The sequence below is a fragment of the Amycolatopsis silviterrae genome, assembly GCF_042684085.1.
GTDB classification, from domain to species: Bacteria; Actinomycetota; Actinomycetes; order Mycobacteriales; family Pseudonocardiaceae; genus Amycolatopsis; species Amycolatopsis silviterrae.
This window is the reverse complement of record NZ_JBHUKS010000011.1, coordinates 68,859-84,182: the sequence shown is the minus strand read 5'-3', so window position 1 is coordinate 84,182 and position 15,324 is coordinate 68,859. Positions and strand designations below refer to the sequence as shown.

Genomic DNA, 15,324 nt, shown 5'->3' with positions numbered 1-15,324 from the left:
CCGAAGAGGGGGCCGATGAAGGCACTGGAACCGCAGTATCCCGCGCGCCCCACCGACACGACAGCGCCGGGCGGCGCGGGCTGTCCAGGCTAACCGGCAACGCCGTTCGCGCCGAATGGACGTCTCGCCGGCACGGTGACCACGACGGCGAGATACCCGCCCTTGCCGCCCCCAATGGACCGTCGAGGGACGGCCGAACCGGACAAGGAGCACCACCCGGGAGGGATGACCCAGATCACACTTAATTGATAACGATTGTCAGTATCAATAACTTGGCCGGGTGCCTCTCTCCCGAAGTCCCCTGCCCCTGCTCCGTTCCGTCCTCGCGATCTCCCTGGGAGCCGCCCTCGTCTCCTGTGGCGCCTCCGGTCCCCCGCCGCAGGCAGGAGATCGCTTCACGGTGATCGACGCCGAGGAACTCGGCCGGCTCAATCCGCTGACCGGGCACGGGGCCAACGGCGAGTCGAAGATCTACGAGAGCCTCTACCGCGTCGCGGAGGGGCAGGACGATCGCATTCCGGACGCGGTGCCGGTGCTCGCCGAGGGGCCGCCGGTCCCGGTGGACGGCGACCTCGCCCACTGGCGGGTCCGGACGCGGCACGGGGTCGCGTTTTCGGACGGGTCCCCGTTCGGTCCGGAAGACGTTGCCGCCACGTACAACGCGGTCATCAATCCGGCCTTCGCCGCACGGGTCGCGGCGAATTTCGATTTCGTCAAGTCGGTCAAGGCGACCGGGCCGGACACCGTCGACTTCTTCCTCACCGGGGCATACGGCGACGTGCCGCACCGGTTGTTCCTGGCCATCGCGCCTTCGGAGGCGTTCGCGAAACCCGGTCCGGCCGACAAGCTGCCGCTCGGCGACCATCCGGTCGGCACCGGGCCGTACGCGCTGACGGAGCTGCGGCCGGACCAGATGGTGCTCACCGCCCGCGACGGGTACTGGGGTGCCAAGCCGCCGGTGAAGACGTTCGTAGTGCGGCGAACGGACGACGAGAAGGCGCGCGCGGCCCAGCTCGCGGACGGTGCGGACGGCACGCGGCTGTCTCCGGCGCTGGCCAAAGCCGCCGCGAAGAACGGTTATCACGCGGTGAGCGCCAAGGCCAACGACTGGCTGGGAATCACCTTGCCCACTGGCAATCCCGTGGCGGGCGACCCGGCCGTCCGGCTGGCGTTGAACTTCGGCGTCGACCGGGCCGCGATGGTGCGCGACATCCTGCGAGGCGAGGGCACCGCGGTCTCCACGCTGGTCACGCCGCTGTTCGGGGACGCCTACGACCGGGCGCAGGACTTCACGTTCGACGCGGACCGGGCGCGGAAGGTCCTCGACGAGGCGGGGTGGCAGGTCGGCGGCGACGGCGTCCGGGTGCGCAACGGTCTGCGGGCGCGGTTCGACGTGGCCTACTACCCGACCGAGACCTTGCGCCGCGACCTCACGATGGCCGCGGTGTCCGATGCCAAGAAGATCGGGATCGAGATGAATCCGGTCGCGGTCGAGCCGTCGGCGATGACGCCGCAGCGGCTGGCGAGCACGCCGTTCCTGCTCGGCGGCGGCGGTCAACCGTACACATTGGACACTCAGCTCTACCCGAAGTTCCATTCCCGCTACGCCAAACCGGGCGCGGGATCGAAGTGGGACAACGCGTCGGACTACACGAACCCCGCCGTCGACCGCGCGCTCGACGCGGCGCGGGTCGAGCGCGACCCGGCCAAGCGGGCCCAGCTGTACCGCGACTTCCAGGCCGCCTATCACGCGGCTCCGGCGATGCTCGCCCTCGTTTCGGAAAACCACGTGTATGTGCTGCGCGACAACGGATGGCGCGTCGGGCCGACCGCGCTCGAACCGCACGCGCACGGGGTCGCCTGGGGGCCGTGGTACTCGCTGGCCCGCTGGACCCGCTCGTGACGCGGCGTGCCCGCATCCTCCGGCTCGCCGGGCGGCGGCTGGGGTTCGGCGTGCCGCTGGTGCTCGTCGTCTCGCTCGCGACGTTCGGGCTCGCCGCGGCCAGCCCGTTCGACCCGCTGGACGCCTACCTCGGCGGGGTCGGCGACGGCTACACCGAGGCCGAACGCGCGGCGCTCAAGCACACGCTGGGGCTGGACCAGAGCTGGTTCGCGTCCTGGTGGCACTGGCTCGCGAACGCGGTGACCGGGGATCTCGGCTACTCCAGGGCTTATCACGCGCCGGTGCTGCAGGTGCTCGGCGACCGGCTGGGCTGGACCGCGCTGCTCGGGCTGGCCGGTTCGGTGGTCGCGGTGGTGCTCGCGGGCGTGCTCGGCGCGGTCGCGGGACTGCGCCCCGGCGGGCTCGCGGACCGCGCGATCAGTGCTCTGGCGGTGGTGCTGCAGGCGGTCCCGCCGTTCGTCATCGCCCTCGGTTCGGTCCTGCTGTTCGCTGTCACGCTGCGGTTGTTCCCCGCTGCCGGGCTCACCGACCCGGGCGCGGCGATCACCGCCGGCTCGGCCGCTCGCCACCTCGTACTGCCCGCACTGGCGCTGGGGCTGTCCCAGGTGCCGTGGCTCGTGCTCGGCCTGCGCGAAGCGATCACGCGGGCCGCGGGCAGCGACGCCGTCCGCGGCGCGCACGCACGCGGCCTCCCCCGGCGGATCGTGGACCTCCGGCACATCCTGCCCTTGTCGGTCACGCCGTTCTTCGCGCTGATCGGCGGCAGGCTGCCGGAACTACTGGTCGGCGCGACCGTGGTGGAGACCGTGTTCGCGTGGCCGGGACTCGGCGACGCGACGGTGAATTCCGCGCGGGCACTGGACTTCCCGCTGCTGGCGATCGTCACCGTGCTCACCGTCGGGCTCGTTCTGCTGGGCAATCTCGCCGCGGACGCCGCCGCGGTGGCCGTCGACCCGAGGATTGAGGCCGATGGCTGACCGAAGAGTTGCCGTATGGGCCGCGGCCGGGTTCGTGGCCCTATTGACCGTCTACGCGATCGCCGCTCCCCTCGTACATCCGATCGACGAGGCCATCACCGACTTCGCGGCCGCCGATCAAGGACCGGGTGCTGCCCACTGGTTCGGCACCGACTCGTCCGGACGGGACCTGTTCACCCTGGTCGCGAAGGCGATGCGAGTGTCGCTGGGAATCTCGGCGGCGACCGCGGTGGTGTCCACGATCGTCGGACTCGTCGTCGGCGTCGCCGCGGGTGCGTTCGGCGGCTGGTGGGACCGGATCGGGATGCGCGTGGCCGACGCGATGACCGCCATTCCCAGCCTGTTGCTGTCCCTGCTGATCGTCTCGATGTTCCACGGCTCGGTGACCGCCATCGTCGTGTCGCTCGTGCTCACGCACTGGACGGCGGTCGCCCGGGTGGTGCGGGCCGAGCTGCTTGCCTTGCGGCACACCGAATACGTCGAAGCCGCCCGGCTGCGCGGCCTGCCCGCGCTGCGGATCGCCCGGATTCACTTCCTTCCGGTCGCGGCGGGCCAGGCTTCGGTGGCGGCGGTGCTCCTCGTCGCCCACGCGATCTGGCACGAGTCGACGTTGTCCTTCCTCGGGGCCGGGCTGCCGCCGCATCAGGCCTCGCTCGGCACCTTGCTGTCGGAGGCTGGCGAGGCGCTGCTGCTCGGGCAGTGGTGGCGGCTGGTGTTCCCGGCGGGCGCGATCGTCGCCGCGACGCTGGCGCTGTCGGTGCTCGGACGCTCGTTCACCGCGCCGCGGATCGCGAACCGGACGGAGGCGGTCGCGTGACCTTGCTGCTCGAACAAGTCAGCGTGCGGATCCCCATCGGCTCTGGGAGGGAGGTGCACGCCCTCACCGACGTCGATCTCGTCGCCGCCCGGGGCAGGCCGCATTTCGTGATCGGCAGTTCGGGTTCCGGGAAGTCGACGCTGTGCTCGACCGTCACCGGGCTCCTGCCCGATTCGGCCCGGTTCAGCGGGACGGTCACGGTGACCGGTGCATGCACCGCGCCTGAACTGTGGAAACGCCGCGGCCGGACGGTCGGGGTGGTGCCGCAGTCCGCGATGACCTGCTTCACCCCTGTCCGCAAGCTCGGCGGGCAACTCGCGGAGACCGTGCGTTTCCTGCGCGGCGAACGCAGTCCACGGGAATTGCTCGACCTCGTCGGGTTGGAGGCCGGCGCGCTCGCCAAGTATCCGCACGAACTTTCCGGCGGGATGCTGCAGCGAGCCGCGATCGCCGCCGCGATCGCGGGCGACCCGCCGGTGGTGGTCGCGGACGAACCGACGTCCGCGCTCGATCCCGAACGTTCCCGGGACGCGGTCGCGCTGCTCGCCGGCCTCGCCCTGCGGCAGGACCGCGTGGTGCTGGTCGCGACGCACGACATCGAGGCGCTCCACGACGTGACCGAGGACGCGGATCTCTCCGTCGTCTTCGCTTCGCGGGTCGTCGAGACCGGCCCGGCCGACGAGGTCCTCACCGCACCGCGACATCCCTACACGCGTGACCTGCTGGCCGCGCTCCCGGAGAACGGACTGCACCCGCTGCCGCATCCCACGCCCAGCCTCGTCGACCTGCCCGCCGACTACCGATACGGAAGCTGAATGCTCTCGGCACGTTCCCTGACCGTCGGACACGGCCGCACGGCCCTGCTCCGCGACGTCGACCTGGACCTGCGTCCCGGCGAAATCGTCGGCCTCACCGGCGCTTCCGGCTGCGGCAAGACAACGCTGGCCCGCTGCCTCGCCGGACTCGCCCCGCCGTTGAACGGCGAGGTGCTGCTGGACGGGCTGCCGCGGCCCAAGCGGCCGGACGGGCGCGTGACGATGTTGTTCCAGTCGCCGCGCCGGGCCTGCGACCCGCGGCTCACGCTGCGCCGGAGCATCGAAATCTGCGCGACCGGCCCGGAAATCGACTGGGATGCGTGGTGCGCCAAGGCCGATCTCCCGGTCGGCCTGCTCGACCGGTTGCCGCAGCAGGTGTCGGACGGGCAACTGCAGCGAGCCGCGATGGTCCGCGCGCTCGTCGGCGAGCCCGGTTACCTCCTGTGCGACGAAATGACCTCCGCGCTCGACCCGGCGACCACCGCCGCGGTGGTGGCCACGGTCCGCGGCGCGGCGGACGACGGAGCAGGCGTCCTGTTCGTCAGCCATGACCTCCCGCTGGTCCGTGCGTTCTGCGACCGCGTTCTCGAGATCCGCGACGCGGGTGTGAAACCGCTAGGTACCCCTTCCACGAGAAAGGTTGTCAGCTCATGAATTCCGGCCCGATCCTGCACATCCTGACCCGAAGCGATCTGCACAGTCTCGAACTGGCCCCGCACGAAGCGATCACCACGGTCGAAGACGGTTACCTGGCCTACGCTTCCGGGGCGTCACGCAATCCGGCGAAGCTGATGGTGCCGATGCCGGACGCCGCGCGGGACTCCGTCGCCTACTCGATGCTCGGCTACGACGGCTCGCTCGAACAGGCCGCTTTCAAGACGAGTTACCGGCAGGGCAGCACCTCCGCCGAGAAGTACTACACGACCATCACGCTCTACGACGACGTCACGGGCCTGCCGTTCGCGCTTCTGGACTGCCATCGCGTCGGCTCCACCCGCACGCCCGCCAGCACGGCGCTGCTCGCGAGGACCTGCGCCCGGCCGGACGCGCGCACGGCGCTGATGGTCGGCACTGGCGCGCAAGGGATCCGGACGCTTCCGTACCTGCTCACCGCGTTGCCGGGGCTGGAACGGCTGCAGCTGTTCGGCACGCATCCGGACGGCATCCGCGACAGCCTCGCCATGATGGCCGAGCACTTCCCCGGCCGGGAGGTCGAGCTGGTCCAGGACGTGGAGGCGGCGGCTCGCGAGTCCGACATCGTCGTCGCCGCGTCCGGGCGGGCGGCGCACCCGAAGATCCGCCTCGGCTGGCTGCCGCCGGGCGGGCTGCTGATCTCGGTCGCCAGCAAGGGTGTCCAGGAAGGGACGCTCGCCGAGGCCGACTACACGGTAGCTACCAGCGCCGCGCAGGTCGAGGTCACTGGGCGGCGGATGGCTGGCCCGGATGGCGTTTTCCACATTGACGCCGAACTGCCGGAGATCCTGGCGGGCCGGGTGCCGGGCCGTCGCACTGCCGAAGACCGGGTGTTCGCGTTCAGCAGCGGCATGATCATCACCGACATCCCCGTGGCGCACGCTCTCGCCGCGCGCGCCATCGCGGCCGGACGGGGACGCGAGGTGGCGCTGTGGTCGTGAGCGCTCTTTCGCCGCCGCTGCCCGCGCGTGAACGTCCTTGGGCGCTGAAACTGCGCAAGAGCGCGATGTTGTGGGAGATCGGCCGTGCGGTCGGCGGCGGTCCCTTTCACGTGATCCACCCGCCGACCTTCGCGGAAAACCTTCGCGGCTTCGTCGACGCGCTCGCCGCGGAAAATGTCAGTGGCACCGTCTACTATGGCAAGAAAGCGAACAAAGCGGCCGCATGGCTGCGAGAGTGCACGGTTTCCGGTGCCGGGGTCGACGTGGCGAGCGTCCCGGAACTGGTCCACGCCTTGGGCAACGGCGTACGCGGAGAAGCGATCGGGGTCACCGGTGCCGCCAAGTCCGAAGGCCTGCTGTGGCTTTCGCTGCGGCACCAGTGCCTGCTGGCGGTGGACGCGGCCGACGAGCTGGAGCGCGTCGCGAACCTGGCCGCCGAGCTTGGCGTGACCGCGGAGATTCTGCTGCGGGTCCGTCCGCCCGCCGCGCCGGCGAGCCGGTTCGGCTTCTCCCCCGGCGCACTCGCCGCCGCCGTCCGGCGGTGCGCCGAGCTGGGTGCGGCGGTCTCGTTGCGTGGTTTCTCGTTCCATCTCGACGGGTACGATCCGGTGCCCCGCGCTGAACTCGCCGCGCACCTGGTCGAGCTGTGCCAGGACGCCCGTGCGCTCGGGCATCCCGCGGCGAAGATCAGCGTCGGCGGCGGCATCGCGGTGTCCTATGTGGACAAGTCGGACTGGGAACGGTTCGAGAACGACCGGCACGACGGCTGGTTCCACAGTGGACGGAATCCCGCGCGCACCTATCCGTACCACCAGGAACCCGCCGGTGCCGCGATGGTCACCGCGATTCTCCGGCACGAAACCGGCGGGATCCCGATGGCGAAACGGCTGCGCGACGCCGGGATCGAGCTGCTGCTGGAACCGGGCCGGGCGCTGGTCGACGGCGCCGGGTTCTCGGTGTTCCCGGTGCAGGGCTGCAAAACCAGCGGCGAGCACCTCGTCACCACCGTGGCCGGGCTGAGCATGAGCCTGTCCGAACAGTGGAAGGGAAGCGAGTTCCTGCCGGACCCGATCCTGGTGCGGCGCGGCGGGATCGCGCCGGACGAGCCGCCCGCGCGCACCGCCGTCGCCGGGTCGAGCTGCATGGAATACGACGTCCTCACGTGGCGCACGGTCGAGCTGGCGGGCCGTCCGGCGGCGGGCGACCTGCTCGTCTACCCCAATACCGCGGGCTATCAGATGGACAAGAACGAGAGCGGTTTCCACCAGCTGCCGCTGCCGCCGAAAGCGGTGGCCGGCGACGACGGCTGGCGTCTCGACACCGACTTCCCGATCCAGGAGATCCGATGACGATCGTCCAGCGCGCCTCCGACCTGATCGGGGACACACCCCTGCTGGAGCTGGCGCGCACCGGCTCGGGGACGCGGCTGCTGCTCAAGCTCGACCAGCTCAATCCCACCGGTTCGTGCAAGGTGCGGATGGCCCGGCAGATGATCGACGAGGCCGAGCGGGACGGCAGGCTGGCCCCGGGCGGGCACATCGTCGAGCCCACGTCCGGGAACACCGGGTGCGGCCTGGCGCTGGTCGCGCTGGAGCGCGGGTACCGGTTCACCGCGGTCGTCGACCGGCACGCGGCACGGGAGAAGCTGCGCATGCTCACCGCGATGGGCGCGCGGCTCGTGTTCGTCGAATGCCCGTCCGGCGGCGGGGTCAGCTCCGTGCGGCGCCGCGAGGTCGCCGCCCGGATGGCGGCCGAGCTGGGCGCCTACCATCCGGACCAGCACAACAATCCCGGCAACGGGAACGGCTATCTCGGGCTGGCGGCGGAGCTGCTGCGGCAGCTGGACCGCGTCGACGTGCTGATCGCGGCCATCGGCACCGGCGGTTCGCTGTGCGGCACCGTCCGCGGCCTGCGCGCCGCCGGTGCGCGGACCCGGGCGGTGGCGGTCGAACCGGCGGGCTCGATCATCTTCGGCGGCGCGCCCGGCGTCTACCACCAGACCGGCGCGGGCAGCCCGGACGGCTTCCCGATCGGGTCCAATGTGGACTACTCGGTGATCGACCGGTCGCACCGGGTCAACGACTGCGACGCGTTCGCCGGGGCCAGGGTGGTGGCCCGGCGGACCGGGATGCTGGTGGGCGGCACCACCGGCGGCGCGATCTGCCTGGCGTTGCGCAGCCTGCTCGGCTATCCGGCCGGGAGCACCGTCGTGGTGCTGTGCAACGACGCCGGGGAGAAGTACCTGGACTCGGTGTACGACGACGAGTGGCTGCGCGAACGCGGGGTGCTGGACGAACTCGCGCACCGCCGGGTCGAACGCTGGTTCACCGCCTACGACGCGTCCGTCGGCATGGCCGCCCGCGACGCCTGGTCCGTGCCGGAACCAGTGGCGGTGGGCGCGTGAACCGGACCGGCTACCGGACCCTCGTGGCGCTGGCCGCCCCGATCGCCGGGGTGCAGCTCGCCCAGGTCGCGCTGACCAGCGTCGACCTGGCCATGCTCGGGCTGCTCGGCGTGCCCGCGGTCGCCGCGGGCGGGCTGGCGATCCTGCTCTACAACCAGATCCGGACGATGTGCGTCGGCATGGTCACCGGGATCGGGAACCTGGTGGCGACCGCGGCCGGGGCGGGCGAACAGCGCACCGGAACCGGCGACCCGGACGACCGGGCGCGCGACGAAATCCGCTCGCTGCTCCGGTCGGCACTCCTGGTGGCGACGCTGACGGCCGCGGTGGGTGCGGGGGTCCTTTGTGGACTCGCGCTGGCGTTGCCGCTGCTGGGGCAGAAGCCCGAGATCGCCGCGCTGGCCCAGTCGATGATGTTCGCGCTCGCGGGCGGGCTGTTCCCGATGGTGTGGCTCAACGTGCTGCGGCAATTCGCGGTCGGGCTGCGCCGCCCCGGCTCGCTCCTGGCGGTGACATGCGTGTCCATCGCGGTGAACGCGGCCTGCAACGGCGCTTTCATCTACGGCTGGGCGGGGCTGCCCCGGCTGGGCGTCGCGGGGGTCGGCCTGGCGACCACGGTCGTCCAGTTCTTCACTCTCGCGGTTTTCGCCTCGACCATCCGCCGGGACCCAGCCCTGCGGCCGATGGTTTCGCTCGCCGCGTGGCGCGCCGACCCCGCGGTGGTCCGGCGCATCCTCCGGCACGGGACGCCGATCTGCTTCACCTACGGGTCGGAGGCCGCGATCACCTCGATCGCCACGCTCCTCATGGGCGCGTTCGGCCCCGCGATGCTCGCCGCGTCGAACGTCGCGAATCAGCTCGCGTACATCGTCTATCAGTGCAATATCGGGCTGTCGCAAGGTTCTTCGATCCTGCTCAGCCGCGCGGTCGGGCAGGGCAAGCCGCAGCTGGCTCCGTCGATCGCGCGCCACGCGCTGACCCTGTCGTGGACGTTGATGGCGATCGTGAGCCTGGGCTATGTCGTGATCCCGCAGGCGATGTTGTGGCCGTTCCTGCACGACGAGACGGGCACGGCGGTGCTCGCGACGGCGTCGACTCTGCTCTTGTTCGCGATCGCGCAGCAATACAGCAAGGGTACGCAGAACATTCTGGTCGGGTTGCTCCGTGGGCTCGGGGACACCGTTTCGGGGCTGCGCTGCACTCTTGTGGGCTATTGGGCGGTGGGTGTTCCGGCGATGGTGGTGTGCGCGTACGTGTTCGGCTGGGGCGGATGGGGGGTGTGGACTGGGCTTTGCGTCGGTTTCGCCGCGACGGCGGTGCTCCTTGCGCGACGGTTCCGGGGCTCGTTGGTGCAGGACGCCGAGTTCGTCGGGCAACGCTCATGAGTCCTTGACACTTCTTCGGCACTCTTTCCGCCATGACTTTCCTTCGCACCGCCGTCGCCGTGCTGGCGCTGGTGCTGGCAACCGTCCTGGCGCCGCAAGCGACCGCCGCACAGAGGGTCGGCGTCGTCGAGTACAACCTCGGCGACCAGGCCTTCCACGATCCCACCGTGTCCGTGCCAATGGAGCTGGCCGCGGTCGTGCACTATCCGCGCGACCTCGGCGGCCGCCCGCATCCGCTGATCGTGCAGGAGCACGGCAGCTGGTGGAGCTGCCTGGACCCGGTCGCGAAGACCCCGGGCGGCGACTGGCCCTGCCCGCCGGGCCAGCGCACGCTGCCGAGCTACCGCGGCTACGACTACCTCGGCGAGAAACTGGCCGAACGGGGGTTCATCGTCGTATCGATCAGCGCCAACGCCATCAACGCGCACCTCCTCGGCGACGAGGGGTACTTCTCGCGCGCCCATCTGGTCAACAAGCACCTGGAGCTGTGGCGCGACCTCGCCCGCGGCGAGGGCCCGCTGGCGGCCAGCCTCTCGCGGTTCCGCGGGCACGTCGACCTCTCCCGCGTCGGCACGATGGGCCATTCCCGCGGCGGCAAGGGCGTGATGTGGCAGGCCTCGGACAAGCACACGCCCGAATGGCCGGCCGGTGTCCGGATCCGCGCGGTGGTCCCGCTCGCGCCGGTCTACTTCAACTCCACCGAGGACGACAACAGCGACGTGCTCGTGACCCGGGTGCCGTTCAAGGTGGTCCTCAGCAGCTGCGACGGAGCTGTCGGCATTGTGGGACAGCAGTACGTCAAGGATGTGGTGGGGCGCAATCCCGACGCGAGCGCGGTGACGCTTGTCGGGGCGAACCACAACTTCTACAACACCGAATGGTCGCCCGGGAAGATCGGCGGTGAGGATGACACGACGCCGGGCTGTGTGGGCGCATTGACTCCGGCGCAGCAGCGGGGCGGTGCTGCGCGCGAGATTGTGTCGTTCTTCGCTAGCCGTCTTCGCTGAGGGGTGTGCCCGCGTCAGGTGTTCGCCGTGCGCTTCGAACGTCCGGTTGCCCTCATCAATCCCCAGGCTCAATGCCAGGGACTTACGGCAGCGTTATGGGTTGCGACCGAGCGGTGTCCGCCCAAGGCCGGAGCGGCTGGCGGACCGGGCTGGCCTGCGTCGGGGGCCGACGCAGGCGGCGGGAACCGGGTGCGGCGTCCGTGAAGGACTCCTTGAGGGAATCAGATTCCGGTGCCGGGGGCTTAAGGCGGCGTTATGGGTGCGGCCGAGCGGTGTCCGCCCAGGCCGGAGCGGCTGGCGGACCGAAGCTGGCCTGCGTCGGAGGCGACACGCGCGGGCGGAGGCGGGCGCGCCGTCTGTGAGGGACTCCCTGAGGGAATCTGATTCCCTCAGGGAGTCCCTCACAGACTTGAAGAAACGGGCATTCCGCCGCTAACCAGGCATTTCTCTGGTCTGGGCGTCCTTAATGGATGGTCGGCGGAGTGAGGCCGCCCGGTTTAAGTCCCTGGCTCGATCCCCAGACTTCCGGGCGCGGCTGTTCGAAGCATTCTTTAACGGCCTGGAGTTTCGTAAGAGGCGTGACTGCGACGAATAAGCCAAGCCTGGGAAGCCCGCACGATTTGCGGGCACGTGTCGAAGAGCTGGGGGCGGCCCGGGAAGAGGTGCTCGAGGGCCCGTCGGCCGCGGCGACGGAGCGGCAGCGCGCCAAGGGGAAGCTTACCGTGCGGCAGCGGCTGGAGCTGCTGTTCGACGCCGGTTCGTTTCGGGAGGTGGAGGGGTTCCGGCGGCATCGGGCGTTCGGGTTCGGGCTGGAGGACCGCCGTCCGTATTCGGACGGGGTGGTGACCGGATGGGGGACGGTGTACGGGCGGAAGGTGTTCGCCTACGCGCACGATTTCCGGATTTTCGGCGGTTCCCTCGGCGAGGCGCACGCGGAGAAAATCCACAAGGTGATGGATCTGGCCGAGACCGCCGGGGCGCCGCTGGTGGCGTTGTCGGACGGCGCGGGGGCGCGGATCCAGGAGGGGGTGACCGCGCTCGCCGGATACGGCGGGATTTTTCGCCGGAATGTGAAGGCTTCCGGGGTGATCCCGCAGATCAGCGTCATGCTGGGACCGTGCGCCGGCGGTGCGACCTATTCGCCCGCGCTGACCGATTTCGTCTTCATGGTGCGGGGAATCGCGCAGATGTACATCACCGGCCCGGACGTGGTGCGGTCGGTGACCGGCGAGGACATCTCGCACGAGGACCTCGGCGGCGCCGACGTGCACGCGGCGGTCTCCGGGGCCGCCGGGTTCGTGTACGACACCGAGGACGATTGCCTCGCCGAAGTGCGCCATCTGTTGTCGATGCTGCCCGCGAACAACCGTGAACTGCCTCCGGCCGTCGAGCCCGGCGACGATCCGGACCGGTATTGCCCGGCGCTGCTGGACCTCGTCCCGGGCGATCCGAATCAGGCCTACGACATGCGCAAGGTGATCGAGGAGGTCATCGACGACGGAGATCTGTTCGAGGTGCACGCGTCTTGGGCGCAGAACGTCATCTGCGGCTTCGCGAGAATGGCCGGCCACGTGGTCGGGATCGTGGCGAATCAGCCCGCGTCGTTCGCCGGGGTGCTGGACATCCACGCCTCGGAGAAGGCGGCGCGGTTCGTGCAGACCTGCGACGCGTTCAGCATCCCGCTCGTGACACTCGTGGACGTGCCCGGGTTCCTCCCCGGCCGCAGCCAGGAACACGGCGGCATCATCCGGCACGGCGCGAAGCTGCTCTACGCCTACTGCAACGCCACCGTGCCCCGCATCCAACTCGTCGTGCGCAAGGCCTACGGCGGGGCGTACATCGTGATGGACTCGCGTTCGATCGGCGCGGACGTCTCGTTCGCCTGGCCCTCCAACGAGATCGCCGTCATGGGCGCGGACGGCGCGGCGAACATCGTGTTCCGCCGGGAGATCGCGCACGCCGCCGATCCCGAAGCGGCGCGCGAGCACCTGGTCAAGGAGTACGTGCGGGAGCTGATGCATCCGTTCTACGCCGCCGAACGCGGTCTCGTGGACGACGTGATCGATCCGGCCAACACCCGGCGGGTGCTCATTGACGCGCTGGAGATGTTGCGTGCCAAGCATTCCGAACTCCCCGCGCGCAAACACGGGAACCCGCCGTCATGAACGGGCCGGAGGTGGTCGTCCTGCGGGGTGCTCCCGAGGACGACGAAATCGCCGCGGTGATCGCGGCGCTGTGGCTGGCGGTCGGCCGGGACGCGGACCGGCCAGCCAGCACACCGCTCCGGCCGGGCTGGACCAGCCGGACCTACCGGATGCCCGGAACCTGGGCAGCCAGAACACACCAACCGGTCACCCGCCAGTAAGCCGAGCCAGCGCCGCGCGCCAAGTCTCCCGGGTCGCGTCCGCGGTCGGCGGCAGAAGCGGCACCACGGCGCTGGTCCCCCGCCGCACAGCCGGATGGCGTCGGGCCAGCACGGACAACATCCCGCCCGGCCCCGCCTCCACCAGCGTGTAATCGCCAGACCGCAGCAACGCACACAACGCAGGCCAATACAGCACCGGCGTCGCGAGCTGCCCAGCCCAGAACCCGGGAGTCTTGGCCTCGTCCGGCCCGATCGGTGCAGCGGTTCGCGTCGAATAAATCGTGACCGCCGGAGCACGCAGCGGCACCCGGTCGAATGCCTGCTCGAACCGGGGCACCACCGCCGCCATCTTCGGGCTGTGGAACGGTCGGTCCGCGGGTACCGAAAGGCCGCGGATGCCTTCACTCGCCAGGCGATCCGCGACTGCCGCCAGCTGTGGCCGCGGTCCAGAAAGGACAGTGACGGTGGGTGCGTTGATCGCGCCGATCGCCACCACGCCAGCGGTCTCGCCGAGGTAGGGTTCAACCTGCTCGGCCGACGCGCCCGCCGCGTACATCTCGCCCGGTGCCGCGTCGGCCATCGCCGCCAGTCGGCCGCGCATGATCGACGCGGCCGCATGCCGGTCGAACACTCCGGCGAGAGCGGCCGCCGCTAGCTCGCCGATGCTGTGGCCCAGCAAAGCGGCCAGCCGGACCCCGTGTGCGAGCAGGGTCCGGCCGAGCGCGTGCCCGATGGCGAACAGCAACGGCTGAGCGAGTGCGGCGTCGTCGATGGGGGTGGCGGGATCGTCGCTCAGCCAGGCCGAACGCAACCGGCTGCCGACGGTGCCGAGGTCGGTGAAGAAGGCGTCCATGTGCTCGCTGAACACCGGTTCGTACCCGTACAACGGCACCGCCATCCCGTGGTGTTGGGAGCCCTGTCCGGGCAGCAGCAGGGCGACCGGCGGTGCGGTCACGGCGATTCCTGCGGGACCGAAGCCTCGATCAGGTGCAGATAGGAGTTGATCGGGCGGACGTCGTCGACGTGCAGGCCGGCCTCTTCGATCAGCGCGACGAGCCCGTCCCTGGTGTGTTTCCGTCCGCCCACGTTGAGCAGCAGGAGCAGGTCCATCGCCGTGGTGAACTTCAGCTCCGGGCTTCCGTCGACGAGGTTTTCGATGATGAGCACCCGGCTGCCTGCCCGGGCCGCGCGGGCGGCGTTGCCCAGTGCGGTGATCGTGCTCGCGTCGTCCCATTCGAGAATGTTCTTGAACAGGTAGACCTCGGCGTCGACGGGGATCTCGGCGAGGCAGTCGCCCGCCACCAGCTGGGCGCGCGAGGCCAGCGGGCCGCCGGCGCGCAGGCGGGGGTCGGCGTCCGCGACGACGGCGGGCAGGTCTACCAGCACTCCCTGCAGGCCCGGGTTCTTTTCCAGCAGCGTGGCCAGCACGTGCCCTTGCCCGCCGGCGATGTCGGCGAGGCTCCGCACTCCGGTCAGGTCCAGCCGGTCGGCGATGGCGGCGGCGGACAGTTTGCTCGACTGCGTCATCGCTTTGTCGAATACCGCCGCGGAATCAGGCCATTCGTCGTGCAAATGCGCGAAGAAATCCGTGCCGTGGAGTTTCTGGAAAGCCTCGTCGCCGCTCCGGACCGACTCGTCGAGGTGCGGCCAGAGTTCCCACGTCCACGGCTCCGTGCCCCACAATACGATGTACTTGAGGCTGCGCGGGTTGTCCTCGCGCAGCAACCGGGACATGGGCGTGTGCACGTAGCCGGTGTCGGTCTTCTCGAAAACGTAGTAGCACTCCAGCATCCGCATCAGGCGGCCGAGCGCGTCCGCGTCGGCCCCGAGCGCCGAGGCCAGGTCTTCCACTGTGGACGGTTGATCGCCGAGCGCGTCGGGGAGGCCGAGCCGGGCCGCGGCACGGACCGCGGCGGCGCACGCGCTGCTCAGCGCCAGCTCGCGCAGGCGCATCACGGCTTGGGGGATCGTGTTCTGGTCACTGGTCATCAAGGGTCATGCCTTTCTCGGAAACGAC

The 15,324-nt window shown here is 70.3% G+C and carries 14 protein-coding genes; 12 read left to right on the top strand and 2 right to left on the bottom strand.

Going from position 1 to position 15,324, the window contains the following annotated elements; translation table 11 throughout:
• The first annotated feature begins 400 nt into the window (after positions 1-400).
• The 12 genes from ACFSVL_RS15960 to ACFSVL_RS15905 all read left to right on the top strand — a co-directional run bounded on the left by ACFSVL_RS15960 (position 401) and on the right by ACFSVL_RS15905 (position 13,307).
• A complete protein-coding gene (locus ACFSVL_RS15960) occupies positions 401-1,903 on the top strand; it encodes an ABC transporter substrate-binding protein (protein WP_378304829.1) in 1,503 nt (500 codons plus the stop codon).
• Positions 1,870-2,880, top strand: a complete 1,011-nt coding sequence (locus tag ACFSVL_RS15955) for an ABC transporter permease (protein ID WP_378304827.1) — start codon at positions 1,870-1,872, stop codon at positions 2,878-2,880. The genes ACFSVL_RS15960 and ACFSVL_RS15955 overlap by 34 nt, the downstream gene beginning before the upstream one ends.
• Positions 2,873-3,697 (top strand): ABC transporter permease, encoded by an 825-nt coding sequence (locus ACFSVL_RS15950; RefSeq protein ID WP_378304825.1) that lies wholly within the window; start codon positions 2,873-2,875, stop codon positions 3,695-3,697. Before ACFSVL_RS15955 ends, ACFSVL_RS15950 begins: the two co-directional genes overlap by 8 nt.
• Positions 3,694-4,512: an ATP-binding cassette domain-containing protein gene (locus tag ACFSVL_RS15945; RefSeq protein WP_378304823.1), complete on the top strand. Its 819-nt coding sequence runs from the start codon at positions 3,694-3,696 to the stop codon at positions 4,510-4,512. The genes ACFSVL_RS15950 and ACFSVL_RS15945 overlap by 4 nt, the downstream gene beginning before the upstream one ends.
• A complete protein-coding gene (locus ACFSVL_RS15940) occupies positions 4,513-5,166 on the top strand; it encodes an ABC transporter ATP-binding protein (RefSeq protein WP_378304821.1) in 654 nt (217 codons plus the stop codon). It abuts the gene before it with no gap.
• A complete protein-coding gene (locus ACFSVL_RS15935) occupies positions 5,163-6,146 on the top strand; it encodes an ornithine cyclodeaminase (RefSeq protein WP_378304820.1) in 984 nt (327 codons plus the stop codon). The genes ACFSVL_RS15940 and ACFSVL_RS15935 overlap by 4 nt, the downstream gene beginning before the upstream one ends.
• Positions 6,143-7,495 (top strand): Y4yA family PLP-dependent enzyme, encoded by a 1,353-nt coding sequence (locus ACFSVL_RS15930; RefSeq protein WP_378304818.1) that lies wholly within the window; start codon positions 6,143-6,145, stop codon positions 7,493-7,495. The genes ACFSVL_RS15935 and ACFSVL_RS15930 overlap by 4 nt, the downstream gene beginning before the upstream one ends.
• Positions 7,492-8,550: a PLP-dependent cysteine synthase family protein gene (locus tag ACFSVL_RS15925; RefSeq protein ID WP_378304816.1), complete on the top strand. Its 1,059-nt coding sequence runs from the start codon at positions 7,492-7,494 to the stop codon at positions 8,548-8,550. The genes ACFSVL_RS15930 and ACFSVL_RS15925 overlap by 4 nt, the downstream gene beginning before the upstream one ends.
• A complete protein-coding gene (locus ACFSVL_RS15920) occupies positions 8,547-9,935 on the top strand; it encodes an MATE family efflux transporter (protein ID WP_378304814.1) in 1,389 nt (462 codons plus the stop codon). The genes ACFSVL_RS15925 and ACFSVL_RS15920 overlap by 4 nt, the downstream gene beginning before the upstream one ends.
• Positions 9,936-9,967: 32 nt before the next feature.
• Positions 9,968-10,942 carry an alpha/beta hydrolase family protein gene (locus ACFSVL_RS15915; RefSeq protein ID WP_378304812.1) on the top strand — a complete coding sequence of 325 codons (975 nt, stop codon included), beginning with the start codon at positions 9,968-9,970 and terminating at the stop codon, positions 10,940-10,942.
• 578 nt (positions 10,943-11,520) lie between these two features.
• Entirely contained in the window at positions 11,521-13,107 is a 1,587-nt protein-coding gene (locus tag ACFSVL_RS15910) for an acyl-CoA carboxylase subunit beta (RefSeq protein WP_378304810.1), read from the top strand.
• The gene (locus ACFSVL_RS15905) at positions 13,104-13,307 is read left to right on the top strand and encodes an acyl-CoA carboxylase subunit epsilon (protein ID WP_378304808.1); all 204 of its coding nucleotides are present in this window, start codon (positions 13,104-13,106) and stop codon (positions 13,305-13,307) included. The genes ACFSVL_RS15910 and ACFSVL_RS15905 overlap by 4 nt, the downstream gene beginning before the upstream one ends.
• Here ACFSVL_RS15905 and ACFSVL_RS15900 read toward each other — a convergent pair.
• Positions 13,294-14,262, bottom strand: a complete 969-nt coding sequence (locus tag ACFSVL_RS15900; RefSeq protein WP_378304806.1) for an acyltransferase domain-containing protein — start codon at positions 14,260-14,262, stop codon at positions 13,294-13,296. The two genes, ACFSVL_RS15905 and ACFSVL_RS15900, sit on opposite strands and share 14 nt — an antisense overlap.
• Positions 14,259-15,296: a methyltransferase gene (locus ACFSVL_RS15895; protein WP_378304805.1), complete on the bottom strand. Its 1,038-nt coding sequence runs from the start codon at positions 15,294-15,296 to the stop codon at positions 14,259-14,261. The genes ACFSVL_RS15900 and ACFSVL_RS15895 overlap by 4 nt, the downstream gene beginning before the upstream one ends.
• Between the last annotated feature and the right edge of the window lie 28 nt (positions 15,297-15,324).

Coding starts and splice junctions, on each gene's coding strand:
- ACFSVL_RS15950 (WP_378304825.1), top strand. CDS start 2,873: ATGGCTGACCGAAGAGTTGCCGTATGGGCCGCGGCCGGGTTCGTGGCC.
- ACFSVL_RS15940 (WP_378304821.1), top strand. CDS start 4,513: ATGCTCTCGGCACGTTCCCTGACCGTCGGACACGGCCGCACGGCCCTG.
- ACFSVL_RS15935 (WP_378304820.1), top strand. CDS start 5,163: ATGAATTCCGGCCCGATCCTGCACATCCTGACCCGAAGCGATCTGCAC.
- ACFSVL_RS15925 (WP_378304816.1), top strand. CDS start 7,492: ATGACGATCGTCCAGCGCGCCTCCGACCTGATCGGGGACACACCCCTG.
- ACFSVL_RS15915 (WP_378304812.1), top strand. CDS start 9,968: ATGACTTTCCTTCGCACCGCCGTCGCCGTGCTGGCGCTGGTGCTGGCA.
- ACFSVL_RS15905 (WP_378304808.1), top strand. CDS start 13,104: ATGAACGGGCCGGAGGTGGTCGTCCTGCGGGGTGCTCCCGAGGACGAC.
- ACFSVL_RS15895 (WP_378304805.1), bottom strand. CDS start 15,296: ATGACCAGTGACCAGAACACGATCCCCCAAGCCGTGATGCGCCTGCGC.